Genomic DNA, 19350 nt, shown 5'->3' on the forward strand with positions numbered 1-19350 from the left:
GCTTGACACCCCTCCTCGCGTGCAGCAAGAGCTGAGGCGCGACTCGTGACGGGGCCCCACCGCCTGGCCCCCTTGCTGGTGCGGGTGTTCGGACTGCTCGCCTTCGGCTTCGCGTCGCTCGTCGTGCGCGACTGTGTGATCCATTTCTCCTGTCCCCCGAAAGAGGGGCGGTGTGTTGCACCTTTTCTGGGGCGAATTGCTCCGATCGAGCGAGTAAAGGTTGTGACCCTCAGAGATTTCCGTGCACCCGATGGGGGGAACACCCCCGCGCATTGGGACGGTGTGGTTTGCTGGCGGTAGGCTTCCGCACCGTTGTTCGCCGAGCAGGTCAGGTGGATCGATTTGCCGAGCCAGGACGACGTGAGACCGTCACGCCCCAAGGGTCGTGACGAGCTGGCGCGCGACTGGGCTGTCCAGGTTGGCCGCACTTCCTACATTCCGCTGTCTGCCGCCAAACTCACTGAAGAGTTGCACGAACTGCTGAACGTCGTGGCCGAGGCGGTTGCCGAGGACCCCGCTCTCGCGGCTGTGGTCGGCACCCGGTTGGTGGAGATCCACTGCGTCGGCGCCGAGAGTCTCAGCCGGTCTGTCGAGGTGCTGGCCGAGTTCGTCGTGCAGGAGGGGGCCGACGCGCGCACGACCGCCCATGTCATCGGGGCTGTGTCTGCCGCGTACACGGCGGCCATCCAGGCGTTCGTGCTGGAGCAGCAGGAGAGTGTCAGCCAGGCCTTGTTGCGGGCCAACCGGGCTGTGCAGCTCGATCTCCAGGCCAGCGAGGAGCGGTTCGAGGACATCTTCACGCACTCGTCGACCGGGATCGCGATGGTCGGGCTCGACGGGGCGTTGGAGCGGGCCAACGAGGCGTTGTGCACGATCCTGCGGCGCGAGGACGTTGCCGGGATGACGCTCACCGACCTGATCGCGCCCGCCGACCTGCCGCTGGTCAACGACGCCCTCGCCAGTCTGCGGTACGGGCGGATGCGGCGGATCGAGGAGCGGCCCCGGCTGATCGACCGGGACGGCGAGCACTTCCGCGTGCTGCTCGCGGCCACCATGCAGAAGGACACCGACGACAACCCCCGGCACTACGTGCTGATGATCGACGACGACAGCCAGCTCACGCTGCTCGGCGGGCGGTTGCAGTACCAGTCGTTGCACGACGCGTTGACCGGGCTGCCCAACCGGCAGTACCTCACGACCCGGCTGGAGTCGTTGCTGCACAGCGACATCGAGCACGGGGTCACGCTCTACCACCTCGACCTCGACGCGTTCGCGGTGATCACGGACGGGCTCGGGCGGGAGGTCGGTGACAAGGTGCTGCGGCTCGTCGCCGAGCGGTTGAGCGCGGTGTTCTCCACCGAGAAGGCGATGGTCGCGCGCCTGGAGGGCGACGAGTTCGCCGTGCTCGTGGAGAACGGGCCGGACACGCCGGACGTCGACACGACGATCCGGATGATCGAGCACGAACTGGCCGAGCCCGTCTACTTCGGCGAGCACGGGGTCGCCGTGTCGGCGACCATCGGGGTGCTGCCGCGGTTGCACTGCGGCGACCGGCCGGCCGAGGTGCTGCGGGCGTCGGACATGACGTTGCGGCGGGCCAAGCGCAGCGGGCGGCGGCAGTGGGGGCTGCACGACGCCATGCAGGACAAGAAGGAGCAGGACCAGTTCGCGCTCGCCGCCGTCATGCCCGGTGCGTGGGAGAACGGCGAGATCGAGGTCGTGTTCAACCCCGTCATGATGCTCGACGGGTCCGGGCGGGTGTGCGTCGAGGCCGAGCTCAACTGGCGCCACCGCGACGCCGGGCTGATCGAGCACGAGAAGTGCGCCTCGATGGCCGAGCACACCGGGCTGATGCTGCCGCTCGGCGAGTGGATGTTACGTCGCGCCGCGGAGACCGCCTGCCGGTACGAGGAGATGCTCGCGGTGTGCCTCACCGAGAGCATGGCGAAGAGCCCCGACCTCGTCCGGGACGTGCGGAGGGTGTTGGCGGACACCGGGTTGCACGCGTCGCGGCTGCTGCTCGGCTTCCCCGTGCACGTGCTCGCCGACGAGGAGAGCGAGGCCGCCGACAACCTCGACGTGTTGTCGGACATGGGAATCCACATCGGTGCGCGCGACTTCTCCGGTTCCACGGCGGAGATCGAGCTGGTGCGCTCTCTCGGTGTGAGGGCCGTGCGGGTGAAGGGGCGCTCGCAGAAGCCGGACGGGCTGGTGTCGCACGTGCTCAGCGACCTCGTCGGGTTCGTGCACGAGGCCGGGGGCATCGTGGTCGTCGACGCGGTCGAGGACGCTGAGCAACGTGACTGGTGGACTGAGCTCGGCGCCGACGCCGGGGTCGGGCCGGTGTTCTGCGTGGAGCCGACTACGGAGTGGCCCGTCGCGGGGTGAGGTGCACCAGCACCAGCGCGAAGCCCGCGATGGTCACCATCCGCAGGGCGGCGGTGATGCCGTTCCAGTCCTTCGACTGCCACATCGCGAACCATTCGCCGCCGATCGTGATGAAGCCGCCGAGGAACAGCGCCACCACCATCAGCAGGCCGGTGGACGCGAGCCTGCGCGCGCTGTCCTCCCGGTCGCGGACGTAGGCGACGGTGCCCGCGGTCAGCAGGACCGCGGCGATCGCCTCCCACACGATGATCACGACGTAGACGGCGGTGACGACGGCGGGACTGGTGATGGCCCGCCACTTCAGGCCCTCGCCGAACGTGGTGTCCATGGCGAGGACGTGCTGCACGAACGCCTCGTTGGTGCTGTAGTCCGTGACGTTCCCGAGCACCACGAGAAGCATGTTGAGCGCGATGAACCCCACGGTCACCGCGACGACCGCGCGTAAGCTGCCGACCCGAGCAAGAAGACGCATGGCGCGGACAGTAACCGATGAGGTGCGGCCCGTTCGCGGGTTCCGCCGATCAGCCGCAGGGATCCCGGAACTCCAGCTGTGGCAGGCGTTCCGCCCACAGCGCCGGGGTGAGCGCACCCCGTGTCGTCGTGCAGATCCGGGTGATCTCGTGCTCGACGTCGAGGTCCCAGAGCAGCACCACGCCGTCGGCGTTGCCGGTCGCGAGCAGCCTGCCGCGCGGTGAGAACTGGACGAGCGGCTCCGCGGCCCAGTCGCCGGTGAGCTGCTGGCCCAGGTAGGACGGGGCGGCGGGGTTCGTGATGTCCCACAGCCGGAACGTCCGGTCGGCGCTGCTGCTCGCGAGCAGCCCGCCGTCCGCGCTGATCGACACCGAGCTGACGGTGCCGGTGTGCCCGTGCAGTTCGCTGATCTGCACCGGGTGCTCGCGGTCGCGCACGTCGAAGAGCCGGATCACCTTGTTCTGCCCGGACGTGACCAGCGTCCCGCCGTCGGCGGTGAAGATCGCCTGCAGCACGACCTGGGGGTCCTCGATCGGCGCGCCCAGCTGACGCGGGTTTCCCGGATCGCTCACGTCCCACAGTCGCACGGTCCGGTCGCTGCTCGCGGTGGCGACCGTGCGGCCGTCCGGGCTGAACACCGCCTCGTTGACGTAGCCGTCGTGGCCGGTCATCGGGTCGCCGAGCGGCACGGGCCGCGCCGGGTCGCGCACGTCCCACAGCCGGACCGACTCGTCGGTGTCGTTGGTCAGCAGCACCTCGCCGTCCGGGCGGAACGCGACCTGCGCGGAGAACCGGTTCGGCAGGACGATCGGTTCGCCGAGCTGCTTGGCGTGCACGGGGTCGGCGACGTCCCACAGGCGCACGGTCTGGTCGCCGCCCGCCGTCGCGAGCACCTTGCCGTCCGGGCGGAACACCGGCGGGCTCACCGTGCGGTCGTGGCCGGTCAGCGGCGGGCCGAGCTGCCGGGGGTGGTGCGGGTCGGCGACGTCCCACAGCCGCACGGTCTTGTCGCCGGACCCGGTCGCGATCACCCGGCCGTCGCCGCGGAAGGCCGGCACCGGCACGTGCGAGGTGTGACCGAGCAGCATCGACCGCGGCAGCGACCACAGGTGCACGGCGTTCTCCTGCGCGCCCGTCGCGAGCGCGCCGCCGTCGGGGCTGAACCCGATCGCGAACAGGGTGCTGCCCGGCGCGGAGAGGGGCTTGCCGAGCGTGCTGGGCGAAGCCGGGTCGGCCAGGTTCCACAGCCGCACGGTCGTGTCGGAGGACCCGGAGGCGAGCACGCGGCCGTCCGGGCTGAACTTCACCGACCACACCGACCCCGTGTGGGCCGCCAGCGGCTGGCCGACCGGGTCCTGCGTCCGCGGGTCCCACAGCCGCACGGTCTTGTCGTCGCCACCGCTCGCGAGCAGCGTCCCGTCCCCGCTGAACGCCACGGTGTGGATGCCGAGGGTGTGCCCGGTCATCGGCTTGCCGATCGCGGTCCGCGTGGCGACGTCCCACAGCCGCACGGTCTGGTCGTCGCCGGTCGTGGCGAGGGTTGTGCCGTCCGGGTTGAACGCGAGCGAGCGGACCGCGGCGGTGTGGCCGCGCAGCGGGTCGCCCACCGGATTGGTGTTCGCCGGGTCGCGCACGTCCCACAGGCGCGCGGACCTGTCCTCGTTCGCCGCCGCGAGCAGCGTGCCGTCCGGGCTGAACTCGAGCAGGTAGGTGGGGCCGTTGCCGGTCTCGATGGTCTTGAGCGGCGTGGGCGAGTCGGGCTTCGTGACGTCCCAGAGCCGGATCGTCGCATCCTGGCCGGTGGTGGCGAGCGTGCGGCCGTCCGGGCTGAAGACGGCCGAGCTCAGCCAGTCGGTGTGGCCGGTGAGGACGGCGACCTGCCTGGGGTTGCCGCGGTCCTCGACGTTCCACAGCCGTGCGGTGCGGTCGTAGCTCGCGGTGGCGAGGAGCGTGCCGTCCGGGCTGAACGTCGTGAGGTAGACCGCCCCCGTGTGCCCGGCGAGCGGCACGGCGAGCGGGACCTGCTGGGTGTCGAGCAGCTTGGCGTTCACGGCCTGGTCGTCCGGGCGCATCCGGTGCGCGACGAGCCAGAGCTGGGCCGACAGCGACGGGTCGGACGCCGAGACGCGGTCGGCCTCCGCGACGACCTGCCGGAACCGGGCGTCGTTGCGCTGCTGCACGGCCATCACCGCGGCGCCGGCCGCGATCAACGCGAACACCGCCACGAGCACGACGGCCGACCGGCGCAGCCAGACGCTCTTGCGGTGCTGGCGTTCGGACGTGCGCACGAACTCCTTCGCCACCGCGGTGACGTCCTGCTGCTGCCGCGCGCCCTCGAGCCGTGCGCCGCGGTAGAGCAACGACGAGTCGCGGTCCTGCGTGGACCACGTGGCCGCGTCCTCCTCGAGCCGCTGCCGGATGAGGTTGCCCGCGCGGTCCTCGTCGATCCAGCCGCGCAACCGGGGCCACGCGTGCAGCAGCGCCTCGTGCGTGATCTCCACCGAGGCGGCGTCGAGCGTGATCAGCCGGGCCTGCGTGAGGACCTCGAGAGCGCGTTCGGTGGCGGCGAGGTTGGTACTGGCCTCCAGCAGGCTGTGGCGGCTCGACCGGCGGCGGGTGTCCTGGGTGTCGTCGCCGACCCTGACCAGGCGCAGCAGCAACTGCCGCGCGGCGGCCCTCGCCGGTTCGTCGAGGTCGGACCAGGCCCGTTCGGCCGTGGCGGCGACGGCGCCCTGGATGCCGCCCGCCGCCCGGTAGCCGGAGATCGTGAGCCGGCCGGCCTGCCGGCGTTGCCAGGTGACCAGCAGGGCGTGGCTGAGCAGCGGCAACGCACCCGCGTCGTAGGCGTCCTTGCCGCGGCGGTTGTGCGCGCCCAGGTCGCGCAGCATGAGGTCGACGAGCCCCGGTTCGAGCTGCAGGCCCGCGGCCTTGGCCGGGTTCGCGACGGCGTCGCGCACCTCGGCGGCCGACATCGCGCCGAGCACCATCTGCCGGTTCTGCAGCGCCTCGGCGAGCTCGGGGAAGTCGAGGCAGCGCGCGTAGAAGTCGGCCCGCACGCCCAGCACGACCGAGGTCGTCTCCGCCGCCGCGTGCAGCGCGTGCACGAAGATCCGCAGCCGGTTCTCGTCGCCGCCGAGCGTGAACGCCTCCTCGAACTGGTCGACGATCACCACCCGGTCGCCGACCGCGATCCGCACGTCGCGCGCGAACTCCGTGAACACCTCGCACCCGGCCGCCGCCTCCAGCGTGGGAATCAGTTCCGGCACCTGGAGCGCGAGTTCCTTGAGCGGATCCGTACCGGGGGAGAGAATGACGACTTCTTTGCCGAGACGGGGGAGAACGCCCGCTTTCATGAGACTCGACTTCCCGGCGCCGGAAGCACCGACGAGCATCGTGATCCCGTTTCCGGCCAACCGCTCGAGAAGCGCGTTCGTCGCCCTTTCCCGCCCGAAAAACCAATTCGCGTCCTGCGGCCCGAACGCGCTCAACCCCATGTAGGGGCAAACGGCGCTGTCTTCCTGCGGCGGCGTTTCCGCGTCGGTGACGGGACTGGCCAGCGCCTCTTCCCACAACGCGCGCCACGAGTCGATTTCGTAAAGCCCGTCGATCGCCGGCTGGGGTTTCCGCTTGCGTGCCTCGCCGACGAGGATCTCGAGCACGGCGCTGAGCCCGCTGAACCGCGCGGGCACGTTGCGCCCGCGCCGCCAGTCGCTCACCCGCTGCGCCGGTACCCGGACCGGCCGCCCCTGGTCGTCCGTCCGGCGGGCACGCGTCACCGACTCCGTGACCCGCTTCAGCGGCGGGTCGCCAGCCTCCGCGTAGAGCAGCGCGAAGCGCTCCGCGAAGACGCCACGGGGTCCCAAGCCGCCTCCACCTCGTCCGGACCGGAAAACGAGGACCGCCCGCCTGAGCTGCGACGCGCACACCGGACAGGCCGTCAGCACCCCACCCTAACGAGGTGGTCTGACAACCTCGACTCCACGTCCATCACGAGAACGGGAGACCGTCGCAGTGGTAGTGGCCAACTGGGGAATCGTGTCCGCGGCTGAGGAGCGCTGGGGGTCTCCTCAGCCGTGGCCTCGGCCGAGCGAGTGGCAGGGCGCGGCCTGCTAGCTCAGGCGCTCCTCCACAGCGCGTCCGCCTCGGGCTGCCGGGGCTGGACCCGGTTCGGGTCGGGCGGGTAGACCTCGGTCGGCAACGTCACGTAGGTGATGGCGTCCGGTTTCAACGCGGTGAGCTTCCCCGCGAGATCCGCCAATTTCGGAATGGACCCGATCCCGGTGTCGGTCACGATGGACTTCGTGAGCACGTCGGCGAGTTCCAGCGTTTTCTGCGGACTGCCGAGCCAGTTCTCGTCGGAGATCTTCTCGCTCAGCGCCCGCATGAACAACTGCTGGTTCACGATGCGGTTGAGGTCGCTCCCGTCACCGATGCTGTACCGCGTCCGGACGAATCCGAGCGCCTGCGCTCCATCGAGTGTGGACGGCCCGGCCGGCACGTGCAGCCCGCTCTTCTCGTCGTCGATCGCCTCGGGTAAAACGATGCCGACACCCCCGAGCCGGTCGATGACGTCGCGGAAACCGTTGAAGTCGATCTGCACGAAATGATCGATCCGAACACCGCTCATCAACTCGACCGTCGCCACCGAGCACGCCGCCCCACCGGTGCTGAACGCGCTGTTGAACATCGCGATCGCCGCGGGCGGCTCACCCCCGCACTGAGGCCGCGGCACCATGGTGTCGCGCGGGATGCTCACCACCCGTGCCTGGTCGCCCGCGGAGTTGAGCTGGACGACCATGGCGGTGTCGGACCGCCCGTCGTCCTTGCCGAGCAGCAGGATGTTGAGGGGCCGGCCAGGCGTCGCGGGAGGCCTGGGGTGGGTGATCTCCTCGGCGAGATCGACGGTCTTGAGATTGCTCTCGAGCCGCCAGTACGAACCCCCGGCCACCACGCCCGCGGCGATGACGACAGCGGCCCCCGAGACCCCGAGCCATCGTTTCAAGTGGACGCTCACACCACCCAACGGTCCCGGTCGTTTGTCCGGATCGCGTAGGCGCCTTGTCAGGGTTGTGCAACAGCCTCCGGGTCTGGCGCTGCTGGCCTCGCTCAGCGATCCTTAACTCGTCGTCCTTCGCGAACCGGGAGCCGCCGTCGTGTTCCGAGCAGCGTTCCGCCGCAACCTGGAGTCGCGCGAAGCCGAGATCGCCCGGCAGGTCTTCGGCGACGCCCTGGACATCTCCGCCCTGCGCCTGGCCGAGGGCGGTCTGCTGGGCAGCTTCGGCGTGGCCCGCACGTTGCCGCGGGTCGTCACCTTCCCGCGCGGCGTCCTCACGACGCCCCAGCACCAGGCCCGGTTCGAGCGCTGGCTGGTGCACGAGTTGACGCACGCCTACCAGTACCAGCACGGGCGGAGCGTTCTCAGCCTGCTGCCCACCGCAGTCGCCGGGTTCTTCCGGAAGGGGATCTACGACTACGGCGGGGTGGAGGGGCTGCGCGGTCGGTCGTTCGGGGACTTCAACAGCGAGCAGCAGGCCAACATCGTGGCTGACTACTACTACCTGAGCACTTATGAGCCTTCACGCGACCTTTCGGCTTATGAGCCGTACATCAGGCACGTGCGCGCTGGTCTGTGACGTGGCTGGTAAAGATCAAGCTCCGACCGCGTTGCCGCTGGTCAGAGCTTGATTTCACCCGGCGAAAGGTGGTGCCCCAGGCAGGATTCGAACCTGCGACACACGGTTTAGGAAACCGATGCTCTATCCCCTGAGCTACTAGGGCTGGCGACAGCAGTCTAGCGGGGTGCCGCCACGGAGTTGACCAGCGCCCCCACCAAGCACACGAAGCTCACTGGCAGCAGGCGCGCTCACGCACCGTGAGGGACCGAACGAGATGCGTGCCGCCGTTGGAGGGAAGTGAGCGAGAGCACCTTCAGTTGTGAAGAAACGTCAGGTACGCAGGGGTCGTGAGCAGACCGTGGCCCGACTTCCGTCCTGGTCCCGTGGGTGCCGTCAAGGCCTGGTGGCGGCGGCGGGTGCCCAGGGGCGCTGACGACTTCACGTTCGTCCCGCCGTCGAGCAGTCACCAGCAGGAGTTCGCCACGCCGTTGGTCAGTGCGGTGTACGGGCTGGACTTCCAGCTCACGATGACGGTCGTGTGGCGGCTCGATCTCGCCACCGGCTTGCGGCACAACTCGCCCAAGAGCGCTGCCATCCACCACGTGTTGCAGCGGGCCAAGGAGATCAGCGGCAAGGCCATGCTGGTCCACCACGCTGCTCTGCAGGTGCAGTTGGGGGACGAGCTGGCCGTGGAACGGCAGGTGCCCGGCACGCACATCTGGGCTCGCGCCGAGAACGTCAAGGTCGGCGTTCAGGACGACGACCTCGAGATGGCCCGCAAGCACATCGAGCTCCTGCGGAACTCCACGTTCAAGCTCGCCGAGCGGGACGTCGAACGGGCCGAGATCCGCTACCTGCGCGACGAGGTGCTGACGGACGTCGGTACCGCCACGATCTGGTGGTTGCAGCGCAACGGGTACCAGGTCGAGGAGGCCGTGAAGCTGTCCAGCCACCTGGCCGAGCTGGTGCAGATCGCTCAGCGGCAGCCTTCGACGCACTGGGCCGAGTCGCTCGTCAGCAGTGTCGAGCGGGCCATGCCCGAGCTCGGGGACGCGCACCGGGCCGACCTGCGGCAGCACCTGGCCAAGGCGCTCGGCGTGTTCGGCGGGTCGCGGGTGGCGGCCGAGTTCGCGGACCAGGTGGGGCTGCCGGCCGGCGAACCGCACGTGAACGGGCAGCACACGAACGGACACGTCTAGGCTGGCTCGGGTGTTGACCGAACTTCGCAGTGCCGCGGTGGTCGCCGGGCTGAGGACGCTCGCCCGGCTCACGCCCTATGCCGAGGCTGAGCTCCTCGGGCTCGGAAAGGTCGTCAAGCCGGGGGACGTGTGCATCGACGTGGGGGCCGCTCTCGGGCTCTACACGGTGACGCTGTCCCGGCTCGTTGGTCCACAAGGGACTGTGCACAGCGTCGAGCCGCTGGTGTTCGCGCACCCGACGCTCTCGTACCTGCTGCGGCCCCGCGAGGGGCGCAACATCCGCCGGCACTCCGTGGCGCTCGGCGCCGAGGAGTCGGGGCGGGAGGTCATGAGCGTTCCGGTGCGGCACGGGAATCCCGTCACCGGGCGGTCGTTCCTCACGGCCGGGGCGGACGGGCTCGGGTCCAACGAGGAGTTCGACCAGCACCTCGACGTCGTGGTCAGGACGGACACGCTGGACCACTTCGTCGAGGAGAACCGGATCGCGCGGCTCGACTTCGTCAAGGCCGACGTCGAGGGGGCCGAGCTGCGGGTGCTCGAGGGCGCCAAGGGGACCATCGAACGGCTCAAGCCCGCGTTCCTGCTGGAGATCGAGGAACGCCACGTCGAGCGCTTCGGGTACCACGCCGAGGACGTCGCGGACTTCCTGACCGAGCGCGGGTACCGGATGTTCACCTGGCACGGCGGGGAATGGGTGCCGACGCGCGCCATCGGGGACGAGGTCAGGAACTACCTGTTCAAGGCCTAGGCTGCGCCAGTCGGGCGAAGATGGGCGGTTCGCTGCACAACTCGAACCCACCTCGCGTTGAGTCGGCATGCAGGATGGTGTGGAGTTCGCTCGCTTGAGCCTCGGACTGCTTGTTGCCGTAATGTTGCCGGTCACGTTGAGCCGGCGCGGCTCGCGGCTTTGGCTGTGCGTCGCGATGTCGCTGAGCTACGGCGCATACGTGGTGTTTCCGGTGTTGGACGGCGTCGCGGCCGTGGTGTCGTGGTTGTCGGCCGGCGCGGCAACGGTGGTCCTCGTGGCACTGGGACGTCGCGCCGGGGAACAACCGGTCTCGGTGAAGCCTCGTGCGCCGGTCAGGGTGGTGCTGCAGCGGATCAGAGCGCAGTGGTGGCCGTTGACCGTGCTCGTCGTGCTCGTTGCCACGTTGCTCGTCGTGCTGATCAGCAGCCGTGGGACGCACGCGATCGATTTGCTGTCCGGGGCGATCCGCGACCACCGGTGGTCTGTCGTGCTGTCCGGCCTGATCGCGGCCGTCTTCCTGAGTGACGACTTGATCAGAGTCGTGCTCAGGCCCACCATGGCCGCGCTCACCGTGGAAAGGGTCGACGTGGCTGCCCTGCAGCCCACGAGCCTGCACATCGGGTGGTTGGAGCGTGCGCTTGTCTTCGTGCTCATCGCGGGTGGGCAGGCCGATGCCGCCGCGCTGGGCATTACGATCAAGGCGTTGTTCCGCCTCGGTGACGGGAGCCAGGATCGTCACGTGCTCACGGAGTACTACTTGATTGGTACCTTGACCAGCGTTGTACTCGCGACCGTGGTAGCGGTTGTGGTGCGGATCGGGCTGGGACTGTCCCCGCTCTGAGGGGGACCATGAACAAGTTCTGGGAACATCGGTACTTCCGGGAGCTCGCGGCGCTCAACCTTCCGGCCGGCGACTTCGCCGTGACGGGGAGCGGAGTGCTGTTCGCACACGGGCTGATCGACGACCCGCACGATCTCGACGTGCTGAGCCGCGGTCTCGCATGGCAACGAGTCACACAGCTTGCGGCACCCCAACCGATGCCGCTGACGGACGGCGAACAAGTCGTGATCGGACGATTGGAGTTCGTCGACCGGTGGTTCGCTGACCGCTGGGACGTCGACGAACTCATCGATGACGCTGATGTCCTGCATGGTGTCAGGTTCGTGCGGCTCGATGTCATCAGGGCTACGAAGATGATGCTGGGGCGGCCGCGAGATGTGGAACACCTGGCGCAGCTGGAGGAGCGAGCCCGGAAGAAGTAGAGGACGCCGACCCCTGGGGGTGGATCGGCGTCCTCATCTCGAAGGCCTACAAGCTGTAGACCTCAAGCTCGTACAGGGAGTATCCGTACCGGGTGGCCCGCTGGGTACCCGTCATCCGGAGGTATCTCGCTTCCTGTGGCGTGAACGCTACGACATCGTCGCCACCATCGCCAGCGCTTGTGCTGAAAACGTTGCGCCAGTTCGTTCCGTCATTGGAAAGCTCGATGCGGTACCCGCTGCCGTACGACGACTCCCAGCGCAACACAGTGCGACCGATCCGTTGCGCAGAGCCGAGATCCACCTGGATCCACTGGGTGTCGCTCCAGTCGCTCGCCCAGCGGGACGACGGATTCGTGTCCAATGCATGCGACGGCGGAAGGGTGTTCCAGCCCTTCTCGTACGACGACGCGGTGGCGACGCCGGCGGTCGCCAGGTTGCCGATGTTCTGGCCGCGGCGGGACGGGAACTGCACGACCTGCTGGAACGTCGGGCGGTTCTGCCAGTGGATCTTGTCGTGGGTGATGCCTCCCATGGCGCGGTGGATGATCGTGTCGGCGCACCACTGGTCGCCGGCGGCGCAGTCGGCGTCACCGGGGTAGACCTGGTCGGACGGCTTGGCGATGGCGGTTTGCAGCGACGTCACCAGCGCCGTGCGGCAGCCCGCCAGCGTGCCGCCGCCGCAGTAGGTCTGCGGGAACGCGCCCTGGACCTGGTCGCCGAGGACCTGGCGCAGGTCCTTGTCCACGTAGCCCCACCAGCCGTACTGGAACGAGGAACCCTTGTGCGGCGCGGCTCCGTGCGTGTCGGACGGAGCCTCGTCGACCTGCACCGCGTTCACCAGCGCGCCGTACAGCCCATCACCGAGCGACGTTTTGAACTGCGCCTCCACGAGCAGCGGCCACCAGGCATCCAGAATCCGAATCGCGTCGGCGTGTGCGTAGGACTTGCTGCCCCTCGCCGTCTCCTTTCGCAACGAACCCGAGCGCTGCCAGTCCTTCAGCTTCTGCACGGCCGGCGCCAGCGCCGCGTCGACGGGTGCGGACTCCACTACCCGCAGCAGTTCCGGCAGCACCTCCTGGGCGCGCAGGTCGGCCACGGCCGCCTCGGCCATCGCGCGGGTCAGCGACGCGCGCGTCACCTTTTGCCCTGACGCGACCAAAGCTCGCACGCGAACGTCCAAAAGGTCACCGCGGTGCACGGAGCTGTGGCCGAAGCCGCCGAAGGTGAAGTCCTTCGCCTGCTTGTTGTTCCACGAGACGTAGTAGTCCTGGTTGATCGAGTTCGGGTGCCCGGCGAACGGCAGCACGGCCGAGGTGTTCTCGTCGCCGTTCCAGTCCACCCACTCGTACTCCGCACGGCCCCACGTCGGCAGGTTCGGATCCACAGTGGACCGGCGGACGGGGTTCAGGCCCGAGTTGTAGTACGCGATGTCGCGGGAGTCGGCGTAGAACCAGTTGAACGCGTACCCGATCTTGTCGGCCGCCCGCTGGAAGTCGGCGGCCGACCGGATCGCGCCGGGGTCGTTGAGCTCCTGGAACCCGATGATCGAGTCGACCTCGTGCATGTACGTCGAACGCAGTGTCGTGTACGCGACGACCTTGCCGCCCACGGTCGCACGGCTCGTGACGAGGCCGTACTTCGTCCGCCACATCACCAGCGTGTACGAACCCGCCGGTGTTCCGTCGGCGACGGTCGGCTTCCACGCGTTCTTGCGCTCCAGGCGTTCCATCGGCAGGCAGGCGCCGTGGAACACGTACGACGTCGAGGCCTTCGTCGCCGGGGAACCGTCGGCGTTGCACAGCTCGACGGCGTAGGTGTCGATGATGTCCTGCGCCGACGAGGTCGCGCTCCACGAGTAGTCGACGCCGCGGCCGAGCTGCACGTACATCGAGACACCGGCGAACGAGACGCCGCGCGACCGCACACCGGGGCCGTTCAGCTCCTGCAGCATCAGCAGCTGCGGCGCGAAGTACCCGGTCTGCGGGCCCCACACGGCGATCGGGTTGCCGGAGTCGGTGTGCGCGCCGGAGACCGCCAGCGCGTTGGACATGCCGTGCTTCTTGTTGAGCAGGTCCGCGGGCAGGACGCCGTCCTCGAAGATCCCGCGAGCACGAGCGACGTCCTCGGGGGCGGCCACGGAGACGGCCGCGCCCGTTCCGCCCACCTCGTCGTAGACCATCCGCTCCGGGGTGGTGCTGCCGGAGTCGGGCAGCGCCACGCCCTGCGGCGCCGCGGGGGAGGCCGAGTAGGGGAACGACTGTCCGTTGTGGAGGGTGAGCACGGCCTCCGGGTCGTTCTGCGCCCGGAACGCCTTCCACACCTGCTCGCCCGCGGTGGCACCGTACTTGTTCTGCGCGGCCAGCTTCACCAGCGCCGACTGCACCTCGCCGCCGCCACCGGCGCCGAACAGGCCGCCGACCACGGACGCGATCGCCACCATGTCGGTCGCCTTGAACGGCTGGATGTCGTTCCAGTTCGTGATCGCGTCGGCGTGCCCGGTCAGCACGTACTCGCCGGGGAAGTTCCGCGCCGACACGGACTGGGTCACGTAGGCGTTGATGCCGGCGATGTAGTCGTCGACGTCGGCCACCGCCTGCCGGCCCCGCGCGCCACCGCGGGCCGCCGCCGTCTCGATCTGCTTCTGCAGGTCGGCCTCGGTGTAGGGGATCTGGTTGTAGAAGCTCTGCTCCAGCACGCGGTTCGACGGCGCGCCGCCCGCGAACCCGGAGAGCTGACCGCGGCCGAGGTGGCGGAACAGGTCCATCAGCCACAGCCGGTCCTGCGCGGCCGCGAACCCGGCGCCGAACATCGTCCCGGACCGGGTGGTGCCGGTGATGTGCGGCATGCCGATCTTCTTGTCGCGCACGATCGTCACGTCCGCGCGCGGCTTGACCGTGCTCTCGACCTGGTCGGACGGCACGCCGAACGACGCGTCGTTGAAGAAGCTGGTCAGCTGGTCGTTCGTCAGGCCGCCGTAGCCGGAGACCAGGGCGTCGTACTTGCCCAGCTGGTCGGCCGAGTGCGCGGGCCGCGTGCCGAACGCCTTGTGGGTGAGGATCTCGGCGAGGGTCGCGTTGCCGTTGTTGCCGGGCGGCACGATGTCGCCGCACTGCCCGAGGCAGTAGTCGTCGGCGGCGAACGCGGCCGCGCGCGGTTCCTCGGCCTGGGCGGTGGACGGGACGATCAGAAGGGAGGCGGTGACGGTGGCGATCGCCAGCAGGGACGTCACCGGATTGGCTCTCCGCATCGCGCGAAGCTCCTCTCCGTGCAGGGCAGGGCTCTTGTGACGCACGTTACTTTCCGGTACCGCTATCGCGAAAGACCTTCGCGTTTGCGGGATGCCCTCGACAGGGCTGTATCGGTCTAGAACATCATCTGGATCAAAACGACGGATGGGCAGAACTTCTGAATCGGATTACCCGGCGTGCATCCGTGTTTCGGTACGCGATTCCATCAAGTGGGATATCGATGTTTGGTCACTCTGAGTTCCGTCAGCCACGCTCAACTCCAGGTGAAGCGCTTACGCAGTGAAGTCGGGCTTCAATTCCGGTAACTGTGAACGTCCGCGGTGATCTCGAAAATCGGTTACCACATGATGAGATAACTGAGAATTAACGTGACCTTCGGCTGTTGTACGCGAAGATCACGAACATGTGGGAGCGCGGAACGCCAATGCGGGAGGCGTCGTGATCAAGGTTCTGCTGGCCGACGACGAGGACCTCGTCCGTTCCGGTCTTCGCATGATCCTGAGCAGTGTCGGGGACATCGAGGTCGTCGCCGAGTGCGATGACGGGCACCTGGTAGCCGACCTGGCACGCCAGCACCGTCCTCACGTGGTCCTGCTCGACATCCGGATGCGCACCTCGGACGGGCTCGTCGCACTGCGGAGGCTGCGGACGCTGCCCGATCCGCCGAGGGTCTGCATCCTGACCACGTTCGACGTCGACGAGTACGTCTCGGAGGCGCTGCGGCTCGGAGCGGCGGGCTTCCTGCTCAAGGACACCGAACCGGAACAGCTCGTCAAGGCCGTGCGCGATCTCGCGCGCGGGGGCGCGGTGCTCGACCCGGGAGTCGCGGCACGGGTCCTCGCGGCCGTGGCCGACGGCGAACGGATGGCGGAGCCGGCGCGACGGCTCCTCCAGAGCCTGTCCGAACGCGAGCGCGAGGTGCTCGTGCTGATCGGCCAGGGCATGTCCAACGCGGAGATCGGCGGCACCCTGCACCTGTCGGAGGCGACGGTGAAGGGCTACGTCTCGTCCGTGCTCGGCAAGATCGGCGCGGTCAACCGCGTGCAGGCCGCGCTGGTGGCCTACCGCGGCGGCCTGATCGCCTAGGGCTCGTCAGCTCCCCGACACGGTCTCGGGGAGCTCGTCCACCGAGGGCTCGACCTCGACCCTGTTGCGGCCGTGGCGCTTGGCGCGGTAGAGCGCCATGTCCGCGGCCGCGAACAGCTGGTCCAGCTTGGCCGGTCCCGCCGCCACGCCGATGCTCACCGTCGGGCGGCGGACCGCGCCCAGCACCACCGTCCAGTCGTGCCCGTCGACGGCCGCGCGGATCCGCTCCGCCACGTTCGGGCCGACGTCCATGTTCGGCCCGGTGTCGCCCAGCAGCACCACGAACTCGTCACCGGCCCAGCGCGCCACCAGGTCGTCCGCCCGGCACTCGCGCCGCAGCAGCGCCGCGATCTCGCGCAACGCCGCGTCACCCGTCGCGTGGCCCGCGTCGTCGTTGACGTTCTTGAACCAGTCGACGTCGACCAGCACCAGCCACGGCACCCGGCCGCGCGCCGCCGTGGACTCGAGCAGCGCCTGGGCGGCCCGTTCGAGCCCGAGCCGGTTCGCGAGGCCCGTCAACGGGTCGCGCGCCGCCGCCTCCTGCGCCGCCACCGCGAGCCGTTGCGCCTGCACGGCCACCCGGCGCTGCTCCAGCGCCTGGCCGAGGCCTTCCTGCAACGTCTCCGTGGCCGTGCGCGCCGCCTGCATCGACCGCCGCAACGCCACGGCCTCGCCCACCGAGTCGCCGAGCGAGTGGCAGATGTCCGCGAGCTCCGTGGAGAACCGCAGCAGCAGCGACGTGTCGTTGATGCGTTCGGCGTTCGTCACCGCACGGGCCGCGAACGTGCGCGCCTCGTCGAGGATGCCCTGCTCGCGGTGCACGACGGCGAGGACCCAGTTGCCGACCGAGACGCCCCACAGGTCGTCGGCGTCCCGCGAGAGCCGCAGGGTCTCCTCGCCGGTCTCCTCGGCCTTCTCGAGCTGGCCGACGCCGGCGAGCGAGCGCCCGTACGCGCCCAGCAGCGCGCGCCGGTTCCGCTCGTCCTTGACGACGCCCAGGCCCTCGTCGAGGTAGGCGAGCGCCTCCTCGAAGATCGCGGGCGCGGCGGCGGGATGCCCGGCGCACGCGCGGAAGTTGAGCGAGCCGCCGAGGCGCTGCAGGCAGAGGGCGAGCGTGTCGCTGTGCCCCGCGCGCCGCGCGACCTGCACCGACAGCCGCAACATGTCGAGGGCGGCCCTGCGGTTGCCGATGCCCTCCATCAGGTAGCCGAGCGAGCCCATCGTCTGGGCCACGGCGGGGCTGTCCGACCGGTCGGCGTCGAGCTCGGTCCAGCCCTCGGCGGCCAGTTCCAGGGCGAGCGGGATGCGCCCGAGGCGCCACGCCAGCATGGCCCTGTTGACCAGCACGGCCGAACGGACCCAGCGGTCGACGCCGGGGGACACCTTGGTGACCACCTCGTCGAAAAGACTGTTCGCCTCCGGCAGGCGACCGGCGTTGAGCAACGCGCGGACCTCCTGGTCCAGCCGCGGCACCTCGCCCGCTACCAGCGGATCACGCTGCTCCACTCGTTCATCGACTCCGTTCCGACTCGCCGAGCGGCTTGCACAGGCTACCGGGATGGTCGCGCCCCGTACCGATGGTGGTGCAGGACGTCACCGAGGGGTAGTCGGTTGCGCCAACAGGTTGCGCAGCGCCTGGGCTCGATCGACGATCATTCCGTAGCGCAGCTCCTTGTCAACGGGGTCGTTGTGAACACGCCCCGACGTTTGCTGCGCGCCGTGCTTGCGGTAAAGCATGCCGGGTGTCGCGACGAAGTACCCGGGCGACACCGTTTGCAGCGCCATCAACAGGCCCGTGTCCTCGGAAGACGGCAGCGCCATCCACCCGCCGAGGGCCAGGAGCAGATCTCTCCTGGCGCACAACGTGCCGGGAACGACCGGCAACCGCCATTCATCGGCGATGAAAGCGTCGAGCAGCCGGCCCGGTTCGAGAACGCCTTCCGCGGGATCGTGGGACTCCCACGGAACAACCTCTCCGGTGGAAAGGAGATCACTGGCCGCCGACGTCACCCAGCCGACGCCGGGGTGGGCCAGCAGCACCTCGACGTCCCTGGTCAGGGCGCCGTCGAGGAGCAGGTCGTCGGCGTCCAGGTTGCGGACGAACTCGCCCGACGACCGCGCGAGCGCCACGTTCCTGGCGCCCGCGGGACCGGAAGGGGGAGAAGAGGAAAAACTGACTCGCGCGTCAAACGAGAACAGTTCCGAAGATGCTTCTCCGTCGTGCTGGACCAGCCACTCCCAACGCCATCCCGGTGGAAGTTCTTGCGCGCGCAAAGATTCATACGCCTCCCGCAGGAAACGCATGTGCGGCGGATGGACGGGTGTTACGACGGAGATGGTGCGCATCGCGGGTCTTCAGTTTCGTCGGCCGAAGGTGTCGTAATGAACAACGTCTTCCAGGGGCATGCGGTTGCGCCACCCGTGGCGTTCGAGATCAGGCGTGTCGGGAAGCGAGCGGACCGGGCCGACGCACAGCCACGCGACCGGGCGGATCCCGGCGGGGATGCCCAGCAGCCGGCGCAGCACCTCCTCGCGGTAGAAGCTCACCCAGCCGACCCCGAGACCCTCCTCGGTGGCCGCGAGCCACAGGTTCTGGATGGCCAGGCACACCGAGTACAGGCCCGCGTCCGCGATGGCGTGCCGGCCGAGCACCGCGGGCGAGCCGCGGTCCGGGTCGTAGGTGACGACGATCCCGAGCGACGACTCCATGACGCCCTCGACCTTGATGCGGGAGAACGCCTCCGCGCGGTCGGCGTCGAGCTGGGCGGAGAACACGCTGCGCTCGGCGTGGACGTGGTCGCGGAACGCACGTCGAATCGATTCATCCCGCACCAGCACGAAGTCCCACGGCTGGGAAAGGCCGACGCTCGGTGCCGCGTGCGCCGCGGCCAGCACTCGCCGCAACACGTCGGGCGCGATTTCCGCGCCGGTGAACTCGGCACGCGTGTCCCTGCGGCGGTGCACCACTTCGTACAGGTTCATTCGACTGATCGTGCCTCACTCGAAAGCACCAACTTGGCGTCCGGGAGGTGGCGCTGATCTCACCTGAGCGATACACCGATCGGATGAGAAGAATGAAAGGCGGTTACGGCTCCGCGCTCGGATTCGGCGCGGGAGTCGGCGTGACCGCGTTCACCGGTGCCTGGCCGCTGGTCGCCCTGCTCCTGCTCGCCGCCGTCGTCGTGGTCGTGTCGCTGCGCACGACGATCGTCGGCGCCGGTCTGGCCGCGCTGCAGTGCTGGGGCCTCTACGCGACCTTCTTGGTCGGTGTTCGCGGCGACCTCACGGTCGACGAACACACGACCTGGGTGCTCGCGTTGCTGGTGCAGCTC

At 69.2% G+C, this 19350-nt stretch carries 15 protein-coding genes and 1 tRNA gene; 8 read left to right on the forward strand and 8 right to left on the reverse strand.

Going from position 1 to position 19350, the window contains the following annotated elements; all coding sequences use genetic code 11:
* Positions 1-468: 468 nt before the first annotated feature.
* Entirely contained in the window at positions 469-2388 is a 1920-nt protein-coding gene (locus tag ACFWGZ_RS27330) for a diguanylate cyclase domain-containing protein (protein WP_382454438.1), read from the forward strand.
* Here the strand turns inward: ACFWGZ_RS27330 and ACFWGZ_RS27335 are convergent.
* From ACFWGZ_RS27335 to ACFWGZ_RS27345, 3 genes are all read right to left on the reverse strand, one after another.
* Positions 2363-2860 (reverse strand): DUF2165 domain-containing protein, encoded by a 498-nt coding sequence (locus ACFWGZ_RS27335; RefSeq protein ID WP_382454439.1) that lies wholly within the window; start codon positions 2858-2860, stop codon positions 2363-2365. The two genes, ACFWGZ_RS27330 and ACFWGZ_RS27335, sit on opposite strands and share 26 nt — an antisense overlap.
* Positions 2861-2909: 49 nt before the next feature.
* Positions 2910-6722 carry a hypothetical protein gene (locus tag ACFWGZ_RS27340; RefSeq protein ID WP_382454440.1) on the reverse strand — a complete coding sequence of 1271 codons (3813 nt, stop codon included), beginning with the start codon at positions 6720-6722 and terminating at the stop codon, positions 2910-2912.
* A gap of 251 nt (positions 6723-6973) precedes the next feature.
* Positions 6974-7873, reverse strand: a complete 900-nt coding sequence (locus tag ACFWGZ_RS27345) for an LCP family protein (RefSeq protein WP_382454441.1) — start codon at positions 7871-7873, stop codon at positions 6974-6976.
* 139 nt (positions 7874-8012) lie between these two features.
* Here ACFWGZ_RS27345 and ACFWGZ_RS27350 point away from each other — a divergent pair, with 139 nt between their 5' ends.
* Complete coding sequence (locus ACFWGZ_RS27350) at positions 8013-8492, forward strand: hypothetical protein (RefSeq protein ID WP_382454442.1); 480 nt, start codon at positions 8013-8015, stop codon at positions 8490-8492.
* A gap of 69 nt (positions 8493-8561) precedes the next feature.
* Here ACFWGZ_RS27350 and ACFWGZ_RS27355 read toward each other — a convergent pair.
* Positions 8562-8637 (reverse strand) — tRNA-Arg (locus ACFWGZ_RS27355).
* 184 nt (positions 8638-8821) lie between these two features.
* On the opposite strand from ACFWGZ_RS27355, the gene ACFWGZ_RS27360 reads away from it, so the two are divergent.
* From ACFWGZ_RS27360 to ACFWGZ_RS27375, 4 genes are all read left to right on the forward strand, one after another.
* Entirely contained in the window at positions 8822-9673 is an 852-nt protein-coding gene (locus ACFWGZ_RS27360; protein WP_382454443.1) for a hypothetical protein, read from the forward strand.
* 10 nt (positions 9674-9683) lie between these two features.
* Positions 9684-10421 (forward strand): FkbM family methyltransferase, encoded by a 738-nt coding sequence (locus tag ACFWGZ_RS27365; protein WP_382454444.1) that lies wholly within the window; start codon positions 9684-9686, stop codon positions 10419-10421.
* A gap of 94 nt (positions 10422-10515) precedes the next feature.
* Complete coding sequence (locus ACFWGZ_RS27370) at positions 10516-11262, forward strand: hypothetical protein (RefSeq protein ID WP_382454445.1); 747 nt, start codon at positions 10516-10518, stop codon at positions 11260-11262.
* 8 nt (positions 11263-11270) lie between these two features.
* Positions 11271-11684 (forward strand): hypothetical protein, encoded by a 414-nt coding sequence (locus ACFWGZ_RS27375; RefSeq protein ID WP_382454446.1) that lies wholly within the window; start codon positions 11271-11273, stop codon positions 11682-11684.
* 46 nt (positions 11685-11730) lie between these two features.
* Here ACFWGZ_RS27375 and ACFWGZ_RS27380 read toward each other — a convergent pair whose 3' ends face one another.
* On the reverse strand, positions 11731-14931 hold the full coding sequence (locus ACFWGZ_RS27380; protein ID WP_382454447.1) for a penicillin acylase family protein: 3201 nt from the start codon (positions 14929-14931) through the stop codon (positions 11731-11733).
* Positions 14932-15370: 439 nt separating this feature from the next.
* Here ACFWGZ_RS27380 and ACFWGZ_RS27385 point away from each other — a divergent pair, with 439 nt between their 5' ends.
* The gene (locus ACFWGZ_RS27385; RefSeq protein ID WP_030467690.1) at positions 15371-16018 is read left to right on the forward strand and encodes a response regulator transcription factor; all 648 of its coding nucleotides are present in this window, start codon (positions 15371-15373) and stop codon (positions 16016-16018) included.
* A gap of 6 nt (positions 16019-16024) precedes the next feature.
* Here ACFWGZ_RS27385 and ACFWGZ_RS27390 read toward each other — a convergent pair whose 3' ends face one another.
* From ACFWGZ_RS27390 to bluB, 3 genes are all read right to left on the reverse strand, one after another.
* A complete protein-coding gene (locus tag ACFWGZ_RS27390) occupies positions 16025-17524 on the reverse strand; it encodes a diguanylate cyclase (protein WP_382454448.1) in 1500 nt (499 codons plus the stop codon).
* Positions 17525-17611: 87 nt separating this feature from the next.
* Complete coding sequence (locus ACFWGZ_RS27395; protein WP_382454449.1) at positions 17612-18364, reverse strand: glycosyltransferase; 753 nt, start codon at positions 18362-18364, stop codon at positions 17612-17614.
* Between the two features lie 9 nt (positions 18365-18373).
* Entirely contained in the window at positions 18374-19000 is a 627-nt protein-coding gene (gene bluB, locus ACFWGZ_RS27400; RefSeq protein WP_382454450.1) for a 5,6-dimethylbenzimidazole synthase, read from the reverse strand.
* Between the two features lie 83 nt (positions 19001-19083).
* On the opposite strand from bluB, the gene ACFWGZ_RS27405 reads away from it, so the two are divergent.
* Positions 19084-19350 (forward strand): hypothetical protein (locus ACFWGZ_RS27405; RefSeq protein ID WP_382454451.1); only part of this gene is annotated, 267 nt, incomplete at its 3' end.

Origin of the sequence: Lentzea sp. NPDC060358 (genome assembly GCF_042725365.1) — a bacterium.
GTDB lineage: Bacteria > Actinomycetota > Actinomycetes > Mycobacteriales > Pseudonocardiaceae > Lentzea.

Coding starts and splice junctions, on each gene's coding strand:
- ACFWGZ_RS27335 (WP_382454439.1), bottom strand. CDS start 2,860: ATGCGTCTTCTTGCTCGGGTCGGCAGCTTACGCGCGGTCGTCGCGGTG.
- ACFWGZ_RS27375 (WP_382454446.1), top strand. CDS start 11,271: ATGAACAAGTTCTGGGAACATCGGTACTTCCGGGAGCTCGCGGCGCTC.
- ACFWGZ_RS27380 (WP_382454447.1), bottom strand. CDS start 14,931: ATGCGGAGAGCCAATCCGGTGACGTCCCTGCTGGCGATCGCCACCGTC.
- ACFWGZ_RS27395 (WP_382454449.1), bottom strand. CDS start 18,364: ATGCGCACCATCTCCGTCGTAACACCCGTCCATCCGCCGCACATGCGT.
- bluB (WP_382454450.1), bottom strand. CDS start 19,000: ATGAACCTGTACGAAGTGGTGCACCGCCGCAGGGACACGCGTGCCGAG.